Below are 18,672 nucleotides of genomic sequence, written 5' to 3' on the forward strand. Positions count from 1 at the left end.
TGCGTCGCCGGCCCGTTCGCCGGCGGTCGTCCCGTCCGCCGCGTCCGCCGCGTCCGCCGCGACCTCCGCCGGCCCGCCGGCCGCGTCGGCGGCCGCCGGCTCCTCGTCGGGCAGGGCGCCGGTATCCCGGTACGCGTCGAACTGCTCCTCGCTCACCACCCGGTAGCCCTCGGGCACGGCCGGGCGCGAGCCGGCCTCGGCGGCGGCGAGGTCGAGCTGCGACACGTCGCCGCCGGCGGGCGGGACCGGAGCGGCGGGGCCGCCGATCGGGATCAGGTACTCGCGGGGCCCCCGGACCCGCACGAAGTAGATCAGCGCGCCGAGGAAGACCAGCGCCGCGGTCCACACGTTGAGCCGCAGGCCGAGGATGTGGTTGGCCTCGTCGGTACGCATCAGCTCGATCCAGAACCGGCCGGCGGTGTAGCCCATCACGTACAGGGCGAACGCCCGGCCCCGGCCGAGCCGCAGCTTCCGGTCGAGGGCGAAGACCAGAACGGCCACGCCGACGTTCCAGAGCGCCTCGTAGAGGAAGGTGGGGTGGTAGAGCCCCGGCTGGAGGACCGGGTTGCCGGCCTGGTCGCGCAGCGCGTGCCCGGGGTTGTCCGGGTCCATCACGTGCACCTCGAGCCCCCAGGGCAGGCTGGTCCGGCCGCCGTAGAGCTCGTTGTTGAACCAGTTGCCGAGCCGGCCGACCGCCTGCGCGAGCGGCATGCCGGGCGCCAGCGCGTCGGCCACCACCGTCAGCGGGATGCCGAGCTGCCGGGCCGCGATCCAGGCGCCGATCGCGCCGCCGGCGACCGCGCCCCAGATGCCCAGGCCGCCCTCCCAGATGGCGAACGCCTTCAGTGGCTCCCCGTGCGCGCCGAAATACTTCTCCGGCGAGGTGATCACGTGGTAGATCCGTGCCCCGATGATGCCGGCCGGCACCGCCCAGACCGCGATGTCGAGCACCGCGCCGGGGGCGACGCCACGCCGGCGCAGCCGGTACTCGGTCACCACGCAGGCGACCACGATGCCGAGGATGATGCAGAGCGCGTACGCCCGGACCGGAACGGGTCCGAGCTGCCAGACGGCGGTGCTGGGGCTGGGCAGGGCCGCGAGTGGGGTCATCGGGGCGAGGGTCACGGGTGCACACGCTACCGCTGCGAGGGCCCCTGGCGGCACCCCGGTCCGGCCGGCTCTGCGAGCCGGATGACTCGGGGTTTGCACCGCCGTACGCTCTTTGTCCATGAGCGCGCTCCGCTGGGCGGTCGCCGCGGTCGTCATCGACCAGCGCGGTCAGGTGCTGCTCTGCCGCCGGTCCGGCGGCGTCCGACGGTGGGCGCTGCCCGGCGGCCGGCCACGCCGCGACGAGAGCCCGCTCACCGCCGCCGTCCGTGCGATCCGCGCGGAGACCGGCTGGGAGGTCGACCTGGTCGACCTGGTCGGCCTCTACCGCCTCGGCGCCGCGGCACCCCCGCCGCCGGCCGGCCACTGCGGGGTCCCCACGGAGGTGCTGGTCCACGTGTTCCGGGCCCGGATCCGCACCGACCACCCGCCGGCCGCCCCGCCCGGCGGCTGCCACCTGGCCTGGCACCCGCCCGACGCGCTCCCGGCGACGCTCACCCCGACCACCCGGGCCGCCCTCGCCGACGCCCTCGCCGGCCGCTCCGGCGTGCTCCGCGAGCCACCCCCGGAGACCGACCGCACCACCGAACCGGAACCGATCGGCGGGACTGACCCGACCGGCGGGACGGACCCGACAGGCGCAGCAGAACCGACCGGTTCGGCGGTTACCCCTGGTCAGCGACTCGCCGGCGAGCTGCCGACCAGCAACCGCTGAGACCCGCGAGGCCGATCCCGGCGGGGAGCCACGTGCCCCTTCAGCGCCTTTCGATCTGATGTCGTAAACGACTCGGACCGCCGCTGGCTTCGCCGCTCGCTTTGCCGCTCGCTTCGCCGTCGCCGTCGCCGTCTCCTGCTCGGCCACCACAGCACAGGTCGTTGAACTGGGATCGATGGCGCGGACCGGCGCCGGCGCGGCGCCGACGGCAACGGCATCGGGCCGCACCGGCGCCCGGTGATGTCGAAAACGACTCAACTCGAAAGGAGCCGTGCAGCAATACATGAGCCAATGGCCCGCACATCGGACATCGGCCTCGCACACGGAACAACCCGCGTGCGGACCACCGACCTGCACGCGAACCAACGGCCCACACCGGACAACGGCCCACAAGGACCAACCCGCGCGCGGACCAGCGACCTGCACGCGAACCAGCGGCCCACACCGGACAACAGCCCAAAAGGACCAACCCGCGCGCGGACCAGCGACCTGCACGCGAACCAACGGCCCACGCCGGACAACGGCCCACACCGAACAACCCGCGCGCGGACGCGAACCGACGGCCCGCACCCGGACAACGGCCAGCGCACGGAACAACCCGCACGCGGATCAGCGCGATCAGGGGCTGCACGCGGGCCGATGGCTTGGGTCGAGCAGCGGCTGCGCGCGGGAGAGATCGCTGAGGTGACGTCTGCGGGTGAGGGCGTCAGCGAACCGGGTTGCGCACTCCGTCGGCCAGTTCGGCGCTCAGGGTGCGCAGGGCGGCCAGGCCGGCGGACTCGTCGGGGGCGTCCAGCACGCAGCGGACCAGCGCGCTGCCGACGATCACGCCGTCGGCGTAGCCGGCGACGGTGCCGGCCTGCGTACCGGTGCCCACGCCGAGGCCGACGCCGACCGGCAGGTCGGTGACCTCGCGGAGCCGGGAGACCAGGATCGGGGCGGCCTGGGAGGTCTGCGCCCGGGCGCCGGTCACCCCCATCACGGCGGTGGCGTAGACGAAGCCGCGGCAGTGCTCGACGGTCATCCTCAGCCGGGCGTCGGTGGAGGACGGCGACACCAGGAAGGTGCGGTCCAGGCCGTACGCGTCGGAGGCGGCCAGCCACTCGTCGGCCTCGTCCGGGATCAGGTCCGGGGTGATCAGGCCGGTGCCCCCGGCCGCGGCCAGGTCGCGGGCGAACGCGTCCACGCCGTACCGCTCGATGGGGTTCCAGTAGGTCATGGTGACCACCTGGGCGCCGGTCGCGGCGACCGCCTCGATGATGCGCAGCGTGTCGGCGGTGCGTACGCCGCCGGCGAGCGCGATGTCGCTGGCCCGCTGGATGACCGGGCCGTCCATCACCGGGTCGGAGTAGGGGATCTCCACCTCGATGACGGCCACGCCCGCCTCGACCATCGCCTTCATGGCGGCGATGCTGCCCTCGACGGTGGGGAACCCGGCCGGCATGCAGCCGACCAGGACGGCCCGCCCGTCGGCGCGGGCCTTGTCGAAGGCCACCCCGATCCGGCTCACGATCTCACTCCTTGTCGAGGATGCCGAAGTACTCGCCGGCGGTGTGCACGTCCTTGTCGCCCCGGCCGGAGAGGTTGACCACGATGACCGGCTCCCGGCCCAGCTCGGCGGCGAGCTGCGGGGCGATCCGGCGGGCGCCCGCCAGGGCGTGCGCGCTCTCGATCGCCGGGATGATCCCCTCGGTGCGGCAGAGCAGCTCGAACGCGGCCATCGCCTCGTCGTCGGTGACCGGCTGGTAGGTCGCCCGGCCGCTGTCGTGCAGCCAGGCGTGCTCGGGACCCACGCCCGGGTAGTCCAGGCCGGCCGAGATCGAGTGCGACTCGATGGTCTGGCCGTCCTCGTCCTGCAACACGTACGTCCGGGTGCCGTGCAGCACCCCGGCGGAGCCGCCGGTGATGCTGGCCGCGTGCCGGCCGGTCTCGACGCCCTCGCCGCCGGCTTCGAAGCCGTACAGCCGCACCCCGGCGTCGGGGACGAAGGCATGGAAGATGCCGAGCGCGTTGGAGCCGCCGCCGACGCAGGCCGCGACCGCGTCCGGCAGGCCGCCGGTGAGGTCGAGGCACTGCTGGCGCGCCTCCACGCCGATGCCGCGCACGAAGTCCCGGACCATCTCCGGGAACGGGTGCGGGCCGGCGGCGGTGCCGATCAGGTAGTGGGTGTTGTCAACGTTGGCGACCCAGTCCCGCATCGCCTCGTTCATCGCGTCCTTCAGCGTCCGCGAGCCGGTGGTGACCGGGACGACGGTCGCGCCCAACATCCGCATCCGGGCCACGTTCAGCGCCTGCCGCTCGGTGTCGACCTCGCCCATGTAGACCACGCACTCGAGGTCGAACAGGGCCGCGGCGGTGGCGGTGGCCACCCCGTGCTGGCCGGCGCCCGTCTCGGCGATCACCCGGGTCTTGCCCATCCGCCTGGTGAGCAGCGCCTGGCCGAGCACGTTGCGCACCTTGTGCGCGCCGGTGTGGTTGAGGTCCTCCCGCTTGAGCAGGACGCGCGCGCCGACCTCGGTGGAGAAGCGCCGGGCCGCGTAGAGCAGCGAGGGGGTGCCGGCGTAGTCGCGCAGCAGGGCGTCGAACTCCGCGAGGAACTCGTCGTCGGTCATCGCCTTGCGGTACGCCGCGTCCAGCTCGTCGAGCGCGGCGACCAGCGCCTCGGGGACGAACCGGCCGCCGAACCGGCCGAAGTGACCGGCGGCGTCGGGGAGCTGCCCGGCCGGGGCGTCAGCGCTCATGACGTGGTCCTCTCGCTGCGTGTCGGGCCGGGGCGTCAGCGCACCGGGCGGGGGGTGGCCGGGTGGTTCCCGGCGTTGACCAGCTCGGCGACCGCCTCGCGCGGGCTCTTCTGGGTGACCAGGCCCTCCCCGACCAGGACGGCGTCGGCGCCCGCCGAGGCGTACCGGATGAGGTCGTGCGGGCCGCGCACGCCGGACTCGGCGATCTTGACGACGCTGCTGGGCAGGCCGGGCGCGATCCGCTCGAACACCGAACGGTCGACCTCCAGGGTACGCAGGTTGCGGGCGTTGACCCCGATCACCTGCGCGCCGGCCTCCATCGCCCGGTCCGCCTCCTCCTCGGTGTGCACCTCGACGAGCGCGCACATGCCGAGCGACTCGATCCGCTCCAGCAACCCCATCAGGACGTTCTGCTCCAGCGCGGCGACGATCAGCAGAACCAGGTCGGCCCCGTGCGCGCGAGCCTCGTGCACCTGGTAGCTGGAGACCACGAAGTCCTTGCGCAGCACCGGGATCTGCACGGCGGCCCGCACGGCGGCGAGGTCGTCCAGCGAGCCGCCGAACCAGCGCCCCTCGGTCAGCACGCTGATCGCCCGGGCGCCGCCGGCCGCGTACTCGCCGGCCAGCTCGGCCGGGTCGGCGATCTCGGCGAGCCGCCCCTTCGACGGCGAGGAACGCTTCACCTCGGCGATCACCGCCACGCCGGGCCGGCGCAGGGCCGCGTACGCGTCCAGCGGCGGCGGCGCGGCGGCGGCCAGCTCGCGGATCCGCTCCAGCGGAACCTCGGCCTGTCGCCGGGCCACGTCCTCGCGGACGCCGGCCAGGATCTCGTCGAGCACGCTTGCGGGCGCCGCCGACCCGGCGTCGTCCCCCTCCGCGTGCGCATGCTCAGCAGTCACCAACGGACTCCCCTCTCCGGGCGTCATGGGCCGATGCTAGGTAACGCCGCCTGACGGCAAGTCCCGGGGGTATGGCGCTCCTCACGAAATGGGCTGTGGCATGATGACCGACTTCTGGTGAACGGGTTGTCACGCAGCGCCACGCTGCCCATCGAACACCGCCCATGCCCTATCTCAGCACGGCCACCGGGCTTCCGCAGCACCGCGTCCGCCGATGCTGTGACCAAGCTCAAGGACCATCGACCCTGCCCAGCTCGGACGGGCCGGCAGAGTGTTGACCTGTGCGCCACGACGCCGAAACGCGAGCCCGGAAGCATCCTCCTCGGGCAGACTCGACGAGGCGTCCGCCCGCGTCGCCGTACTTCGCCATCGATCACGTGCGGGGTGACCAATGACCAGCAACGGGCCGTACCAGACTCCCGGCATCACCACCATCTCCCGGACCGTCGCCTCGCTCGCGGTGGGCGTGGTGCACACCCTCGAACGCGCCGTGGTCGGCGACGGCCGGGTCCGCACCGCGCGGGGCAACGCCTGGGAGGCGGTCTGCGCCGACCGGGCCCGGGCCGCTCAGCGCCGCGAGCTGGACCGGCTGGTGGCCGAGCTGACCGCCGCCCGCGCCGCGGCACGTGAGCGCCTCGACGCGCGGGACAGCCAGCCGGTCAGCTGACCGTCGGGTCCTCGCCGCGGTCGAGCGCCTCCCAGGCGTCCCGGGTGCCCCGCTCGACCGCGGGCCGTTCCGCGCCGGCCGGGGCCGCCGCCCGGGCCGGTCGCTCGTAGCGGGCGCCCATCGCCGGCCAGCCGGCGCCGCGCAGCGCGGTGAGCGCCCCGCCGGCCGCCGCGAGCAGCCCACCGACGAGCACCAGGGCCGGCCACTGCCGGCTCACCCCGGCCTCGCCGAGGCCGTAGCCGCCGCCGGCCGCCACGGCCAGCCCGACCAGGGTCAGCAGGACGCCGAGCAGCCGCCGGACCCGGCCCCGGGTGGCCAGCACCGCGCCGCCACCGGCGAGCCCGACCAGCGCCAGCGCGGAGGCCCACGGCAGCAGGTCCGCGCCGGTGCGGGTGTGCCGTGCCGCCGGCAGCGAGCCCCGGGCGGTCAGCTCGACCGCCCAGGTCCGGGTCACCGCCCAGCAGGCCAGGCCCGCGCCGGCCAGGCTCAGCAGCACGGCGTACGTCAGCTCGCGCCGGCCCCGGACGGCGGGTGACCGGGTCGGGGTGGTCCCGACGGCGGGCCCGGTCATCGGGCCGGCCGCAACGTCTCGGCGGCGGCGATGGCGGCGAGCACGGCGGCGGCCTTGTTCCGGGTCTCCTGCTCCTCGGCGGCCGGATCAGAATCGGCCACCACCCCCGCCCCGGCCTGGACGTACGCCCGGCCCTCGCGGATCAGCGCGGTCCGGATGGCGATGGCCATGTCGAGGTCGCCGCCGAAGCCGAAGTAGCCGACGGTGCCCCCGTAGACGCCGCGCCGGACCGGTTCCAGCTCCTCGATGATCTCCATGGCCCGCACCTTGGGCGCGCCGGAGAGGGTGCCGGCCGGGAAGGTGGCGGCGAGCGCGTCGAACGCGGTCCGGTCCGCGCGCAGCTCGCCGACCACGGTGGAGACGATGTGCATGACGTGGCTGTACCGCTCGATGGTGGCGAACTCGGGCACCTCGACCGTGCCCGGTCGGCAGACCCGGCCCAGGTCGTTGCGGCCCAGGTCGACCAGCATGACGTGCTCGGACCGTTCCTTCGGGTCGGCGAGCAGCTCGGCGGCGAGCCGGGCGTCGAACTCCGGGGTGCCGCCGCGCGGGCGGGTGCCGGCGATCGGGTGCAGCAGCGCCCGGCGCCGGCCGTCGGGGCCGCTGCTCACCTTCAGGTGCGCCTCCGGCGAGGAGCCGACGATGTCGAACCCGTCGAACCGCAGCAGGTACATGTAGGGGCTCGGGTTGGTGGTGCGCAGCACCCGGTAGACGTCGAGCGGGTCGGCGTGGGTCGGCCGTTCGAAGCGCTGGCTGAGCACGATCTGGAAGCACTCGCCGGCCCGGATCGCCTCCTTCGCCGCCTCCACCGCCTTCGGGTAGCCGCCGTCGGGGGTCCGGCTCAGCACGTCGCCGACGCCCGGCCGGGCGACCGTCGAGATCATGGGCGGAATCGGTCGGGACAGCGCGGTGGTCATCGCGTCCAACCGCCCCACCGCGTGGTGGTACGCCGCGGCCACCAGCGGCTCGCGGCCGGGCGCGTCGAGCGGGGGCAGCACCGCGTTGGCGACCAGGATCGCGGAGCCGTCGTAGTGGTCGAGCACCACCAGGTCGGTGGCGAGCATCATGCCCAGTTCGGGCACGTCCAGCTCGTCCTCGGTCAGCTCGGGCAGCCGCTCGAAGCGGCGGACCAGGTCGTAGCCGAGGTAGCCGACCATGCCGCCGGTCAGCGGCGGCATCCCGCTGGCCGGGTCCCAGGCCGGGCCGGCCAGGGCGGCGACGGTCTCCCGGAGCACGGTGACCGGGTCACCGGCGGCCGGTACGCCGGCCGGCGGCGCCCCGGCCCAGAGCGCCGTGCCGTCCCGCTCGGTCAGCGTGGCCGCGCTGCGCACCCCGATGAACGAGTAGCGGGACCAGGCCATGCCGGCGGAGCCGACGCCCTGCTCGGCGGATTCCAGCAGGAAGGTGCCGGGACCGCCGGCGAGCTTGCGGTAGACGCCGACCGGGGTCTCCGCGTCGGCGAGCAGCCGGCGGGTGACCGGGACGACCCGCCAGCGGGCCGCGAGTTCGGCGAAGGTGTCCGGGTCGGGGCTGACGCGGCCGTCGGTCATGCCCTCGCCTCCGGGGAGCTGACCGGCAGCTCGGTGAAGAAGCAGGTGCGGTGCCCGGTGTGGCAGGCCGCGCCGACCTGGTCGACGCTGATCAGCAGGGCGTCGCCGTCGCAGTCCAGGGCGACCGAACGGACGTACTGGTGGTGGCCGGAGGTGGCCCCCTTGACCCAGTACTCCTGCCGGCTGCGCGACCAGTAGGTGGCCCGGCCGGTGGTCAGGGTGCGGTGCAGCGCCTCGTCGTCCATCCAGGCCACCATCAGCACCTCGCCCGAGTCGTGCTGGCGCACCACCGCGGCCACCAGGCCGTCCGGGGTGCGGCGCAGCCGGGCCGCGATGGCCGGGTCGAGCCGGGTCGGGCGGGCCGGGCCGGGGGGCGCGGCGGGGCCGGGGCTGGCGAGAGCGCCGGTCACCGGCGCGTCAGAGGCGGGCACAGTGAACCATTGTCCCGCACGCGGCCCGGGCACCGGCGACGCGTCCCGGGTGGCGGGCGCCGGGCGGTCCAGCGCCCGGGTCAGTTGCCCCAGGTAGCGGTCCAGCCGGCCGTCGAGCAGGGCGGCGGCCAGGTCCGCGCCGGCCACCGCGGCGATCTCCTCGGGGTACGGGCGGACCAGCGGGACGATCCCGGTGACCAGCCGCCCGGCGGCGGCGGCCACCTCGGCGGTGCCGCCGGCGCGCAGTCCCAGGCAGAGCAGCATGTCGTCGCGGAAGCCGGGCGGGGCGACCGGGAGGTCCAGCACCGCGGCCAGGGCGGCCCGCCGGGAGGCGACCCGGACCGACGGGTTGGCCAGCCGCAGCACGGACGGGCAGAGCCGGGCCAGGTCGGCGGCGGCGAGCCGGACGCCGACCTGGTCGTCGGCCCAGCGGGCGCCGGCCACCTTGCCCAGGGTGCCGATCAGCTCCTCCAGCCGGGGCTCGTCGGCGGGCTGGCAGAGCACCGGCAGGTCGATCCGGCGGCGCCACTCCGGGTCCGCCCAGAGCAGTTGGGCCGGCGCGGTGACCGGCAGCCCGAACGCCCAGTCCGCCGGCTGGCCGAGCCGGTGCACCCAGGACCGTACGTCGCGGGCGGCCACCGAGACGTGCACCAGCCGCCCGTCGAACTCGGCGAGGTAGGCCAGCCGGGCGGCGTACGCGGCGGCGCCGGCCGGCGCGGGCGGCAGCTCCGGCCGGCCGAAGCGCCCCGGGACCGGCTCGGCCCGGGACACGTCGGGCACCGGTCCGGCCCGGCCCGCGTCGACGACCGGCTCGGCCCGGCCCGCGTCGACGACCGGCTCGGCCCGGCCCGCGTCGACGACCGGCTCGGCCCGGCCTGCGTCGGCGCCCGGGTCGGCCCGGGGCGCGTCGGCGACCGGCGCTCCGCCGGCGTGGACGTGCTCGTCGTCCAGGACGACCAGCACGTCCACGTCCACGTCGCTGTGCTCGGTGGCGGCCCGGCGGGCATGGCTGCCACGCAGCATGATCCCGACGACGGGACGGTCCGCGGCCTGCCGCAGGCGGGCGGCCCAGTCGTCGAGGAATCCGGTCTCGGGCAGCGGAGCGGGACCCACCGAGCCATCGTGCCGGACGTCCGATCTTCACCGCAATGACGGATGGCGGACGCGGTGTCCGGTGCGGACCTAGTGCCCGACCGTTCGCATTCCTGCCGGGGTGTACCTTTCCCCCGCGACCGATCCGGCCGGGACCGCGGCGCCGAGCCGGTCGCGCTGCTCCGGGGTGAGCCGGATGTCGGCCGCGGCCGCGTTCTCCTCGAGGTAGCGGACCCGCTTGGTGCCGGGGATCGGCAGGATGTCCTCCCCCTGGGCGAGTAGCCAGGCCAGCGCGGCCTGGGCCGGGGTGCAGCCGAGCTCGGCGGCCACCTCGCGTACCGCCTCGACCAGCTTCACGTTGGCGTCGAGGTTGCCCTCGGCGAAGCGCGGCACGGTCCGCCGCCAGTCGTCGGCGGCGAGCTGCTCGCGGCTGGTGATCGCCCCGGTGAGCAACCCCCGGCCGACCGGCGAGTAGGCCACCAGGGACACCCCGAGCTCCCGACAGGTGTCCAGCATCTCGGCCTCGACGTCCCGGGTGAACAGCGAGTACTCGATCTGCACGGCGGCGATCGGGTGCACGGCGTGCGCGGCGCGCAGCGTCGCGGGACTGATCTCGGAGAGGCCGAGGAGGCGTACCTTGCCGGCCCGGACCAGCTCGGCCATCGCGCCGACGGTCTCCTCGATGGGCGTGTCCGGGTTGCGCCGGTGCAGGTAGTAGAGGTCGATGGTCTCCACCCCGAGCCGGCCCAGCGAGGCGTCACAGGCCTGCCGGGCCCAGGCCGCGCTGCTGTCCACGTACGCGCCGGGGGTGCCGGTGCCGCGGAAGGTGTCACCGCTGGTCCGGTTGCCGAACTTGGTGGCCAGGAAGACCTCGTCCCGCCGCGCCCGCAGCACCGGGGCGAGCAGCCGCTCGTTGGTGCCGGCGCCGTACATGTCGGCGGTGTCGAGATGGTTAATGCCCAGGTCGAGGGCCCGGTGCAGGGTACGGGTCGACTCGGCATCGTCGGCGGCGCCGTAGGCGTAGCTCATGCCCATGCAGCCGAGCCCGATCGCCGAGACCTGCGGCCCGGCCGCACCCATCCGTCGCTTGATCAAGACAGCTCCTCCTCCGCCCGTCGGTACGCGTCGATCTTGTAATCGAGCACCTTGAGGTCCTCCGCCAGCTCGGCCATCCGGGCCAGCACCCGCCCCCGGTGCGCCTCGAAGAGCGCGCGCCGGGCGCCGAGTGTCCGGTCGCCCTGCCGGGCCAGCTCGGCGTAGCGGCGCATGTCCCGCACCGGCATGCCGGTGCGGCGCAGCCGGGTGAGCAGAAAGAGCCAGTTGACGTCGGACTCGGTGTAGCGCCGCCGGCCGGCCGAGTCCCGGCCGACCGGTGCGACCAGGCCCTCCTGCTCGTACCAGCGCAGGGTGTAGGTGGTCAGGCCGACCCGTTCCGCCGCCTCACCGACGGTGAGGCTCATCTCCCGCGTGCTGATGTCCACCCCTCCAGGCTTCCAGTTCGAGGGCACTCGAAGTCAACCTTGTGCGGCGGGACACAATTCAACTACCGTTGAGTTCAACACCTGATGAGTTTCGGAGGCGGCCATGGACGACGCGGTGTCGGTCCGTGACCTGGTGGTCGAGCGGGGGCGGCGGCGGGTGCTCCAGGGCATCTCCTGCGCGGTGCCCCGCGGCACGGTCACCGGGTTACTCGGGCCCAGCGGCAGCGGCAAGACCACCCTGATGCGCGCGATCGTCGGGGTGCAGCGGGTCTCCGCGGGCACGGTCACCGTGCTCGGACGGCCCGCCGGCGCGGCCGACCTGCGCCGCCGGGTCGGCTACCTGACCCAGGCCCCCAGCGTGTACGCCGACCTCACGGTCCGGGAGAACGCCCGCTACTTCGCGGCCCTGCACGGGCGGGACCACGCCCACGCCGACCAGACGGTCGCCGACGTCGGGCTGGCCGGCGCCGCCGGCCAGCTGGTCGGCAACCTCTCCGGCGGCCAGCGCAGCCGCGCCTCCCTGGCCTGTGCCCTGGTCGGCGACCCCGAACTGGTCGTCCTCGACGAGCCCACCGTGGGCCAGGACCCGGTGCTCCGGGCCGACCTGTGGGCCCGGTTCCACGCGATGGCCGCCGCGGGCACCACGCTGCTGGTCTCCAGCCACGTCATGGACGAGGCGGGGCGCTGCGACCGTCTGCTGCTCATCCGGGACGGCCGGCTGGTCGCCGACGACACCCCGGCCGCGGTCCGCGCCAGCACCGGCGTGACCGACCTGGAGGAGGCGTTCCTCCGTCTGATCAAGGCGAGCGAGCAGGAGGCCAGCTCATGAACCCGCGCATCCTCGCCGCCACCACCGGGCGGATCCTGCGCCAGCTCCGGCACGACCGGCGGACCGTGGCGCTGCTCATCGTGGTGCCCACCGTGCTGCTCGCGCTGGTCTACTTCATGTACGTCGACCAGCCGACCCCGCGGGGACAGCCCACCGTCTTCGACCGGGTCGCGCTGATCATGCTGGGCTTCTTCCCGTTCATCATCATGTTCCTGGTGACCAGCATCGCCATGCTGCGCGAGCGCACCACCGGCACCCTGGAGCGGCTGCTCACCACCCCGCTGGCCAAGCTCGACCTGCTCTTCGGCTACGGCATCGCCTTCGGTCTGGCCGGCGTGGTCCAGGCCACCGTCGCCTCGGCCGTGGCGTACTGGGTGTTCGACCTGACCACCGCCGGCAGCATCGGGCTCGTCATCATGATCGCCGCGATCAACGCGGTGCTCGCGGTCGCGCTCGGGCTGTTCTGCAGCGCCTTCGCCCGTACGGAGTTCCAGGCCGTGCAGTTCATGCCGGTGGTGGTCGCCCCCCAGCTGCTGCTCTGCGGGCTGTTCGTGCCCCGCGGTGAGATGGCCGGCTGGCTCCAGGCGGTCAGCGACGTGCTGCCCCTGTCGTACGCCGTCGAGGCGCTCCAGGAGGTCGGCGCGCACGCCGATCCGACCGCGACGATGTGGCGCGACGTGGCGATCGTCGCCGCGGCCGCGGTGGCCGCCCTGGTGCTCGCCGCCGCGACGTTGCGCCGGCGCAGCGGGTGATGGCCCGGCGCACCGGCCGGCGGCCCGGCAACCCGGACACCCGGGAGGCCATCCTCGCGGCGGCCCGGACGGCGTTCGCCGAGCGCGGCTTCGACGCCGCCTCGATCCGGGCGATCGCCACCGCCGCCGGGGTGGACCCCGCGCTCGTGCACCACTACTTCGGCACCAAGGAGGAGCTGTTCCGGGCCACCGTGGCGATCCCGGTGGACCCCGCCGAGCTGGTGCCCCGGGTGCTGGCCGGAGGCCGGGACGAGGTCGGCGAGCGGCTGGTCCACACCTTCCTGACGGTGTGGGACTCCCCGGTCGGCCCCGCCGCGGTGGCCCTGCTCCGCTCCGCGATGAGCAACCAGTGGACCGCCCGCCTGCTCCGCGAGTTCCTGGTCACCCAGATCCTGCGCCGGGTCGTCGACCAGCTCGACCTGGACCCGGCCGAGGTGCCGCTGCGGGGCGCGCTGGTGGCCACCCAGGTCGCCGGCCTGGCCATGATGCGGTACGTGATCCGCCTCGAACCGGTCGCCTCCGCGCCGGTGGACACCCTGGTCGCCACCATCGGCCCGACCATCCAGCGCTACCTCACCGGCCCGCTCGACGCCGGCTGAGGCGGCGGGCCCCGCACCCAGCAGGCGGCCGGACGCCGACACCGAGGGCTACCTGGACCCGGCCGAGGGCTACCTGGACCCGACCGGGCGCTACCTGGACCCGGCCGAGGTCGCCGCCCGGACCACCGGCCTGGCCGGGGCAGGAGCCCGCGAGCCGCTACGGACTTGATGACCTGAATGCATCACACGCCGCCGGGCGCCGCCGAGCCGGACAGGTCATCAGACTGGTAGCGACCGACAACAGGTTTGCCGGAACAGGAACAACCACCGCGCACCCAGCCTGCAGCTGCGTCGAGTGCGGCCCGGCATGACCAACTCGGCATGCCGCGAGGCGGCCTGACCGGGAGCAACGCACACCACGACCTGCCGCAACCCGAGTGGATAAAGCGGGCCGCGTCAGCGGGTCTGTTCCAGCCAGGAGGCGTAGAGCAGGGCGTAGACGGAGTCCGGATCCCGGAGCAGCTCGTCGTGCGGGCCGCGCTGCACGATCCGCCCCCGGTCCACCACGATCACCTCGTCCGCCGCCTGGGCGGTGGAGAGCCGGTGGGCGATGGCCAGCGTGGTCCGGCCCCGGGTGACCGCGTCCAGGGTGCGCTGCAGGCGTACCTCGGTGGCCGGGTCGACGGCGCTGGTCGCCTCGTCGAGCACCAGCAGGTCCGGGTCGGCCACGTACGCCCGGGCCAGCGCGACGAGCTGCCGCTCGCCGACGCTGAGTGCCTCGCCGCGCTCCCCTACCGCGGTGTCCAGGCCGGCCGGCAGCCCGTCCAGCCAGTCGGCCAGGCCCAGCTCGGTGAAGGCCGCGGTGAGCTGCGCGTCGGTCAGCTCCGGCCGGGCGAAGCGGACGTTCTCCCCCACGGTGGCGTCGAAGAGGAAGCCGTCCTGCGGCACCATCACCACCCGGGAGCGCAGCGAGTCGAACCGCACGTCGCGCAGCGGGACGCCGGAGAGCAGCACGTCACCCTCGGTGGGATCCATCAGCCGGGTGAGCAGCTTGGCGAAGGTGGTCTTGCCGCTGCCGGTCTCCCCGACCACGGCCACCCGGCTCTTCGCCGGGATCTCCACGGCCACCTCGTGCAGCACCGGCGGCCCGCCGGGGTAGGCGAAGGTGACCCCGGCGAACCGGATGTCCAGCGGCCCGGGCGGCAGCTCCCGGCCCTGCTCCCCCGGGTCCGCCACGTCCGGGGCGACGTCCAGCACGTCCAGCACCCGGCGCCAGCCGGCGATCGCGTTCTGCGCCTCGTTGAGCACCTCGGTGGCGATCTGCACCGGCTGGATGAAGAGCGTCACCAGGAACAGGAACGCGGTGAGCTGGCCGATCGACAGGGTACGGTCCACGCCCAGGTTGACCCCGACCACCACCACGCCGGCCAGGGCCAGCCCGGCGGCCAGCTCTCCGACCGAGCTGCCCAGGATGCTGATCCGGATCGCCTTCTGCTGGGCCTGCCGCTGCCCCTCGATCGCCTTGTCGAGCCGCCGCTCGGTCCGCCCGGCGATGCCGTACGCCCGGATCACCGGGGCGCCCACCACACTCTCGCCGATCGTCCCGAGCAGCGCGCCCATCCGCTGCCGGACCAGGCCGTACGCGCCGGCGAGCCGGCGCTGGAGCAACCGGATCACCAGCACCGCGGGGGCGAACGCGACGAGCACCACGAGGGTCAACTGCCAGGAGTACGCGAGCATCACGGCGGTGGTGACCACGAGCTGGCCCAGGTTGACGATGAGGATCACGCCGCCCCACTGGAGGAACTGGGTGATCTGGTCGACGTCGCTGGTCACCCGGGAGACCAGCGAGCCGCGCCGCTCGGACTGCTGGTGCAGCATGGACAGGTCGTGCACGTGCCGGAACGCCCGGGTGCGTACCGCCGCCAGGGCGGTCTCGCTGACCGTGAACAGCCGCCGCATCATCAGGTATCCGCAGATGGTGGTGACCACCAGCACCGCGGCGGTGGCGATCACGGTCAGCGACACCACGTTCAGGTCGAGCCCGCCCACGATGCCGTGGTCGATGCCGCGCTGCACGGCCACCGGCACGGCGACCCGGCCGACCATGTAGATCAGCGCCAGCACCAGCGTGCCGGCCAGGCCGGTCCGCAGCTCCGGGGAGAGGGCCAGGCCGCGACGCAGCGTCCGCCAGGTCGACTCGGTCGCCTCGGCCGGCCGGTCCGCCTCCGCGCTCGCGCTCGACGTGTCGCTCTTCGCTCGCGACTGCGGGGCTCGCAGACCCGGCTCACTCCTCGCGCTCACCGTGTCGCTCTTCGTTCGCGACTGCGGGGCTCGCAGACCCGGCTCACTCCTCGCGCTCGCCGTGTCGCTCTTCGTTCGCGACTGCGGGGCTCCCCGGCCCGGCTCACTCCTCGCGCTCACCGGTCAACCTCGATTTCCAGGCCGGAGGTCAGCGGGGTGACCTCGTCGTACGTGTGCTGTTGCTCGCGTTCCTGCTCGGCCTGCTCGTACGCGGTCACCAGGTCGGCGTAGCCGGGCACGGTGGCCAGCAGCTCGGCGTGGGTGCCGCGGGCGAGCACCCGCCCGTGCTCCAGGTAGATCACCTCGTCGGCGAGGGCGATGGTGGCCCGCCGGTAGGCGACCACCAGGATCGAGGCGGCCGCGCCGCCGCCGGGACCCGGCGCCGCCGACCGGTGTTCCGGATCGGCCGACGTCCGCCCGGCCGGGGCGCGCAGGCCGGCCAGGATGGCCGCCTCGACCCGCGGGTCGACGGCGCTGGTGGCGTCGTCGAGCACCAGCAGCCGGGGGCGGCCGGCGAGCGCCCGGGCCAGGGTGAGCCGCTGCCGCTGCCCGCCGGAGAGCGAGGTACCCCGCTCACCGACCATGGTGTCCAGCCCGTCGGGCAGGGCGGCCACGAACCCGTCCGCCTCGGCCAGCCGCAGCGCCGCCCAGACCTCGTCGTCGCCGATGCCGGGGCGGTCCAGGCTGATGTTGGCCCGGACGGTGTCGTCGAAGACGAACGGCACCTGGGCCACCAGGGCCACGGTCGAGGTGAGCGACGCGGCGGTCAGTTCCCGCACGTCGACCCCGTCCACGGTGACCGTGCCCGCGCGTGGGTCGACCAGGCGTACCGCCAGGGAGGCGATGGTGGACTTCCCGGCCCCGGTCGGCCCCACCAGGGCGACGGTCCTGCCGGCCGGCACCGTGAAGCTGACCTCGCCGAGCACCTCGGTGCCGGGCAGGTGCGCCTCGGCCGGCTCGTACCCGAAGTGCACGTCGTGGAAGGCCAGGGTGGCCGGCGTCGGGGTGGCCGGGTCGAGGGTCCGGGTGCCGTACGGCATCTCGCCGGTGGCGTCGAGCACCCGGCGGACCCGGTCCCAGCCGGCGACGCTGCGCGGCAGCTCGGCCAGCACCCAACCGATGGCGCGGACCGGGAAGGCCAGCACGGTGAAGAGGAAGGCGACGCTGACCAGCTCGGTGACGCTGATCGCGCCCTGCCGCAGCCGCACCGCCCCGACCACGAGCACGGCGAGGGTGCCGAGGCTGGGCAGGGTCTCCAGCATCGGGTCGAAGACGCCACGCAGCCTGCCGACCGCGATCAGCGCGTCGCGCAGCTCGCCGGCGCGGGCGGCGAACCGGTCGGTCTCCTGGGCCTCGCGGCCCATCGTCTTGACCACCAGGGCGCCGTCAAAGCTCTCGTGGGCGATGCCGCTGACCTCGGCGCGCAGCCGCTGGGCGCGGGCCTGGCGCGGGGCCATCCGGCGCGAGTAGACCACGTTGAGCGCGAACAGCGCCGGGAAGACCGCGAGGCCGACCAGGGCGAGCGCCCAGTCGGTGAGGAAGAGCGAGACCACCGCGCCGACCAGCATCACCAGGGTGCCGACCGCGAACGGCAGTGGCGCGATCGGGTACCAGGCCGCCTCTACGTCGGAGTTGGCGTTGGAGAGCAACGTGCCGGTGGCGTTGCGGTGGTGCCAGGCCAGCGGCAGCTCGAGGTAGCGGCGGGTGACCCGGCGGCGGTACGCGGCCTGGAGCCGGTACTGCATGTAGCCGGCGCCGAGGCGGCGGCCGAAGATGCCGACCACCCGCAGCACGCTGATCCCGAACAGGGCGGCGGCGGCCAGCGCGAGGGTGCCGCCGGCCACCGAGCCGCGGGCGACGGCCGGCACCACGACCTTGCCGACCACGGCGCCGACGACGTACGCGCTGGCGATGACCATGAGGCCGAAGAGCACGCTGCCGGTCACCGCGACCGCGAAGATCCGCGGTTGTTCCCGGATCGCCCGGCCGAGCACCCGTAACCCGCTGCCGAGGACGTCCCGACTTGTCCCGCTCGCCAACGTTCTCCCCCGCCGTAAGCCGCAATTTTGCCCCCTCATCCTTACCGGTCGAGGCCAGATCCGCCGACCCGGCGGGGATATGTCCACCGTCACGTCCCGCCGCGTACCCGCGGCGAGCAGGGTCGCGGGTACGCGGCCGGCCGCGTGGCCCGATCCGGCGGTGCGGGCGCCGCCGCGCCGGGCGAGCCGCCGGCCGGGTCCGGCCGTACGATCGGGGGATGCCGCGGTACGCCCGATCGGAGCGCGAGGCGCTGGCCGATCTGCTGCTGGACCTGGGACCGGAAGCGCCGACGGTCAACGACGGGTGGACCACCCGCGACCTGGCCGCGCACCTGGTGGTGCGGGAGCGCCGGCCGGACGCCGCCGGAGGCATCGTGCTGCCGCCGCTGCGCCGCTACGGCGAGGCGGTCCGCCGGCGGCTGGCCGCCGGGCCGTATCCGGAACTCGTGGCGCGGGTCCGGCGGCCACCGCGGTGGAGCCCGGTGAGCAACCCGCTCACCGACGAGCTGGTCAACACCCTGGAGTTCTTCATCCACCACGAGGACGTACGCCGGGCGCAGGCCGGCTGGCGCCCGCGGGATCTGCCGGCCGGGCTGGACGCGGCGCTCTGGCGGCGCGGGGCGCTGCTGGCCCGCACGGCGCTGCGCCGCTTCCCGGCGGACCTGCTGGTGCAGGCGCCCGGCTTCGGCGAGCGCACGGTCGGCCGGGGCGGCGAGCCGCTGCGGCTGGTGGGCGCCCCGGGCGAGCTGGTGCTCTTCCTCTCCGGCCGGCAGCGGGTGGCCCGGGTGCAGGTGGACGGGCCGGCGGCGCCGGCCGAGCGGCTGCGGACCGCCCCGTTGGGCTTCTGACCAGGAGGGTCGGGGATCGGCCGGCCCTCGTGGGCGCCGGTCGGGGGCCGCCGCCCCGCGGGCGAGATGCGAAACCCGCTCACCCCCATCGACCGGGCCGAATCCCG

The 18,672-nt window shown here is 74.7% G+C and carries 17 protein-coding genes and 1 pseudogene; 6 read left to right on the forward strand and 12 right to left on the reverse strand.

Translation table 11 applies throughout. The features are described 5' to 3' along the window. A partial coding sequence (lgt, locus tag LQ51_RS06990) for a prolipoprotein diacylglyceryl transferase (RefSeq protein WP_156312995.1) occupies positions 1-1,125 on the reverse strand: 1,125 nt, incomplete at its 3' end. 103 nt (positions 1,126-1,228) lie between these two features. On the opposite strand from lgt, the gene LQ51_RS06995 reads away from it, so the two are divergent. Further along, entirely contained in the window at positions 1,229-1,822 is a 594-nt protein-coding gene (locus tag LQ51_RS06995; RefSeq protein ID WP_052744768.1) for an NUDIX hydrolase, read from the forward strand. A gap of 706 nt (positions 1,823-2,528) precedes the next feature. Here the strand turns inward: LQ51_RS06995 and trpA are convergent. The 3 genes from trpA to trpC are packed head-to-tail and all read right to left on the reverse strand — an operon-like array spanning position 2,529 to position 5,402. Further along, positions 2,529-3,332, reverse strand: coding sequence for a tryptophan synthase subunit alpha (gene trpA, locus LQ51_RS07000; protein WP_046563858.1), 804 nt, complete (start codon positions 3,330-3,332; stop codon positions 2,529-2,531). A gap of 4 nt (positions 3,333-3,336) precedes the next feature. Beyond that, complete coding sequence (trpB, locus tag LQ51_RS07005; protein ID WP_046563859.1) at positions 3,337-4,563, reverse strand: tryptophan synthase subunit beta; 1,227 nt, start codon at positions 4,561-4,563, stop codon at positions 3,337-3,339. Between the two features lie 35 nt (positions 4,564-4,598). Further along, positions 4,599-5,402 (reverse strand): indole-3-glycerol phosphate synthase TrpC, encoded by an 804-nt coding sequence (trpC, locus tag LQ51_RS07010; protein WP_197087549.1) that lies wholly within the window; start codon positions 5,400-5,402, stop codon positions 4,599-4,601. Between the two features lie 451 nt (positions 5,403-5,853). Between trpC and LQ51_RS07015 the strand changes: the two genes are divergently transcribed. Continuing rightward, a complete protein-coding gene (locus LQ51_RS07015; protein ID WP_046563861.1) occupies positions 5,854-6,129 on the forward strand; it encodes a hypothetical protein in 276 nt (91 codons plus the stop codon). Here the strand turns inward: LQ51_RS07015 and LQ51_RS07020 are convergent. The 6 genes and pseudogenes from LQ51_RS07020 to LQ51_RS07040 form a co-directional block, all read right to left on the reverse strand. Then, entirely contained in the window at positions 6,122-6,700 is a 579-nt protein-coding gene (locus LQ51_RS07020; protein WP_046563862.1) for a Trp biosynthesis-associated membrane protein, read from the reverse strand. The genes LQ51_RS07015 and LQ51_RS07020 overlap by 8 nt on opposite strands. Next, positions 6,697-8,250 carry an anthranilate synthase component I gene (locus LQ51_RS07025; protein ID WP_046563863.1) on the reverse strand — a complete coding sequence of 518 codons (1,554 nt, stop codon included), beginning with the start codon at positions 8,248-8,250 and terminating at the stop codon, positions 6,697-6,699. The genes LQ51_RS07020 and LQ51_RS07025 overlap by 4 nt, the downstream gene beginning before the upstream one ends. Next, positions 8,247-8,681 carry a phosphoribosyl-AMP cyclohydrolase gene (hisI, locus tag LQ51_RS33755; RefSeq protein ID WP_046563883.1) on the reverse strand — a complete coding sequence of 145 codons (435 nt, stop codon included), beginning with the start codon at positions 8,679-8,681 and terminating at the stop codon, positions 8,247-8,249. The genes LQ51_RS07025 and hisI overlap by 4 nt, the downstream gene beginning before the upstream one ends. Before the next feature lie 180 nt (positions 8,682-8,861). Further along, positions 8,862-9,704 (reverse strand): annotated as a pseudogene (locus LQ51_RS33760) (hypothetical protein); the annotation flags it as partial. A 159-nt stretch (positions 9,705-9,863) separates the two neighbouring features. Beyond that, positions 9,864-10,853: an aldo/keto reductase gene (locus LQ51_RS07035; protein ID WP_046563864.1), complete on the reverse strand. Its 990-nt coding sequence runs from the start codon at positions 10,851-10,853 to the stop codon at positions 9,864-9,866. Positions 10,854-10,864: 11 nt separating this feature from the next. Beyond that, entirely contained in the window at positions 10,865-11,254 is a 390-nt protein-coding gene (locus LQ51_RS07040; RefSeq protein ID WP_052744769.1) for a MerR family transcriptional regulator, read from the reverse strand. A 103-nt stretch (positions 11,255-11,357) separates the two neighbouring features. Between LQ51_RS07040 and LQ51_RS07045 the strand changes: the two genes are divergently transcribed. From LQ51_RS07045 to LQ51_RS07055, 3 genes are read left to right on the forward strand one after another with little or no spacing between them, the layout of a single operon-like run. After that, complete coding sequence (locus LQ51_RS07045; RefSeq protein WP_046563865.1) at positions 11,358-12,083, forward strand: ABC transporter ATP-binding protein; 726 nt, start codon at positions 11,358-11,360, stop codon at positions 12,081-12,083. After that, positions 12,080-12,835: an ABC transporter permease gene (locus LQ51_RS07050; RefSeq protein ID WP_046563866.1), complete on the forward strand. Its 756-nt coding sequence runs from the start codon at positions 12,080-12,082 to the stop codon at positions 12,833-12,835. The genes LQ51_RS07045 and LQ51_RS07050 overlap by 4 nt, the downstream gene beginning before the upstream one ends. Beyond that, positions 12,835-13,434, forward strand: a complete 600-nt coding sequence (locus LQ51_RS07055) for a TetR/AcrR family transcriptional regulator (protein ID WP_046563867.1) — start codon at positions 12,835-12,837, stop codon at positions 13,432-13,434. Before LQ51_RS07050 ends, LQ51_RS07055 begins: the two co-directional genes overlap by 1 nt. A gap of 396 nt (positions 13,435-13,830) precedes the next feature. On the opposite strand, the gene LQ51_RS07060 is transcribed toward LQ51_RS07055, so the two are convergent. Both LQ51_RS07060 and LQ51_RS07065 read right to left on the reverse strand, forming a co-directional pair. Further along, positions 13,831-15,558: an ABC transporter ATP-binding protein gene (locus LQ51_RS07060; RefSeq protein WP_046563885.1), complete on the reverse strand. Its 1,728-nt coding sequence runs from the start codon at positions 15,556-15,558 to the stop codon at positions 13,831-13,833. A gap of 236 nt (positions 15,559-15,794) precedes the next feature. Continuing rightward, positions 15,795-17,717: an ABC transporter ATP-binding protein gene (locus LQ51_RS07065; protein ID WP_046563868.1), complete on the reverse strand. Its 1,923-nt coding sequence runs from the start codon at positions 17,715-17,717 to the stop codon at positions 15,795-15,797. Between the two features lie 218 nt (positions 17,718-17,935). Here LQ51_RS07065 and LQ51_RS07070 point away from each other — a divergent pair, with 218 nt between their 5' ends. After that, positions 17,936-18,565, forward strand: a complete 630-nt coding sequence (locus LQ51_RS07070) for a TIGR03085 family metal-binding protein (RefSeq protein ID WP_046563869.1) — start codon at positions 17,936-17,938, stop codon at positions 18,563-18,565. Positions 18,566-18,672: the final 107 nt, after the last annotated feature.

It is taken from the genome of Micromonospora sp. HK10 (assembly GCF_000982955.1).
GTDB lineage: Bacteria > Actinomycetota > Actinomycetes > Mycobacteriales > Micromonosporaceae > Micromonospora.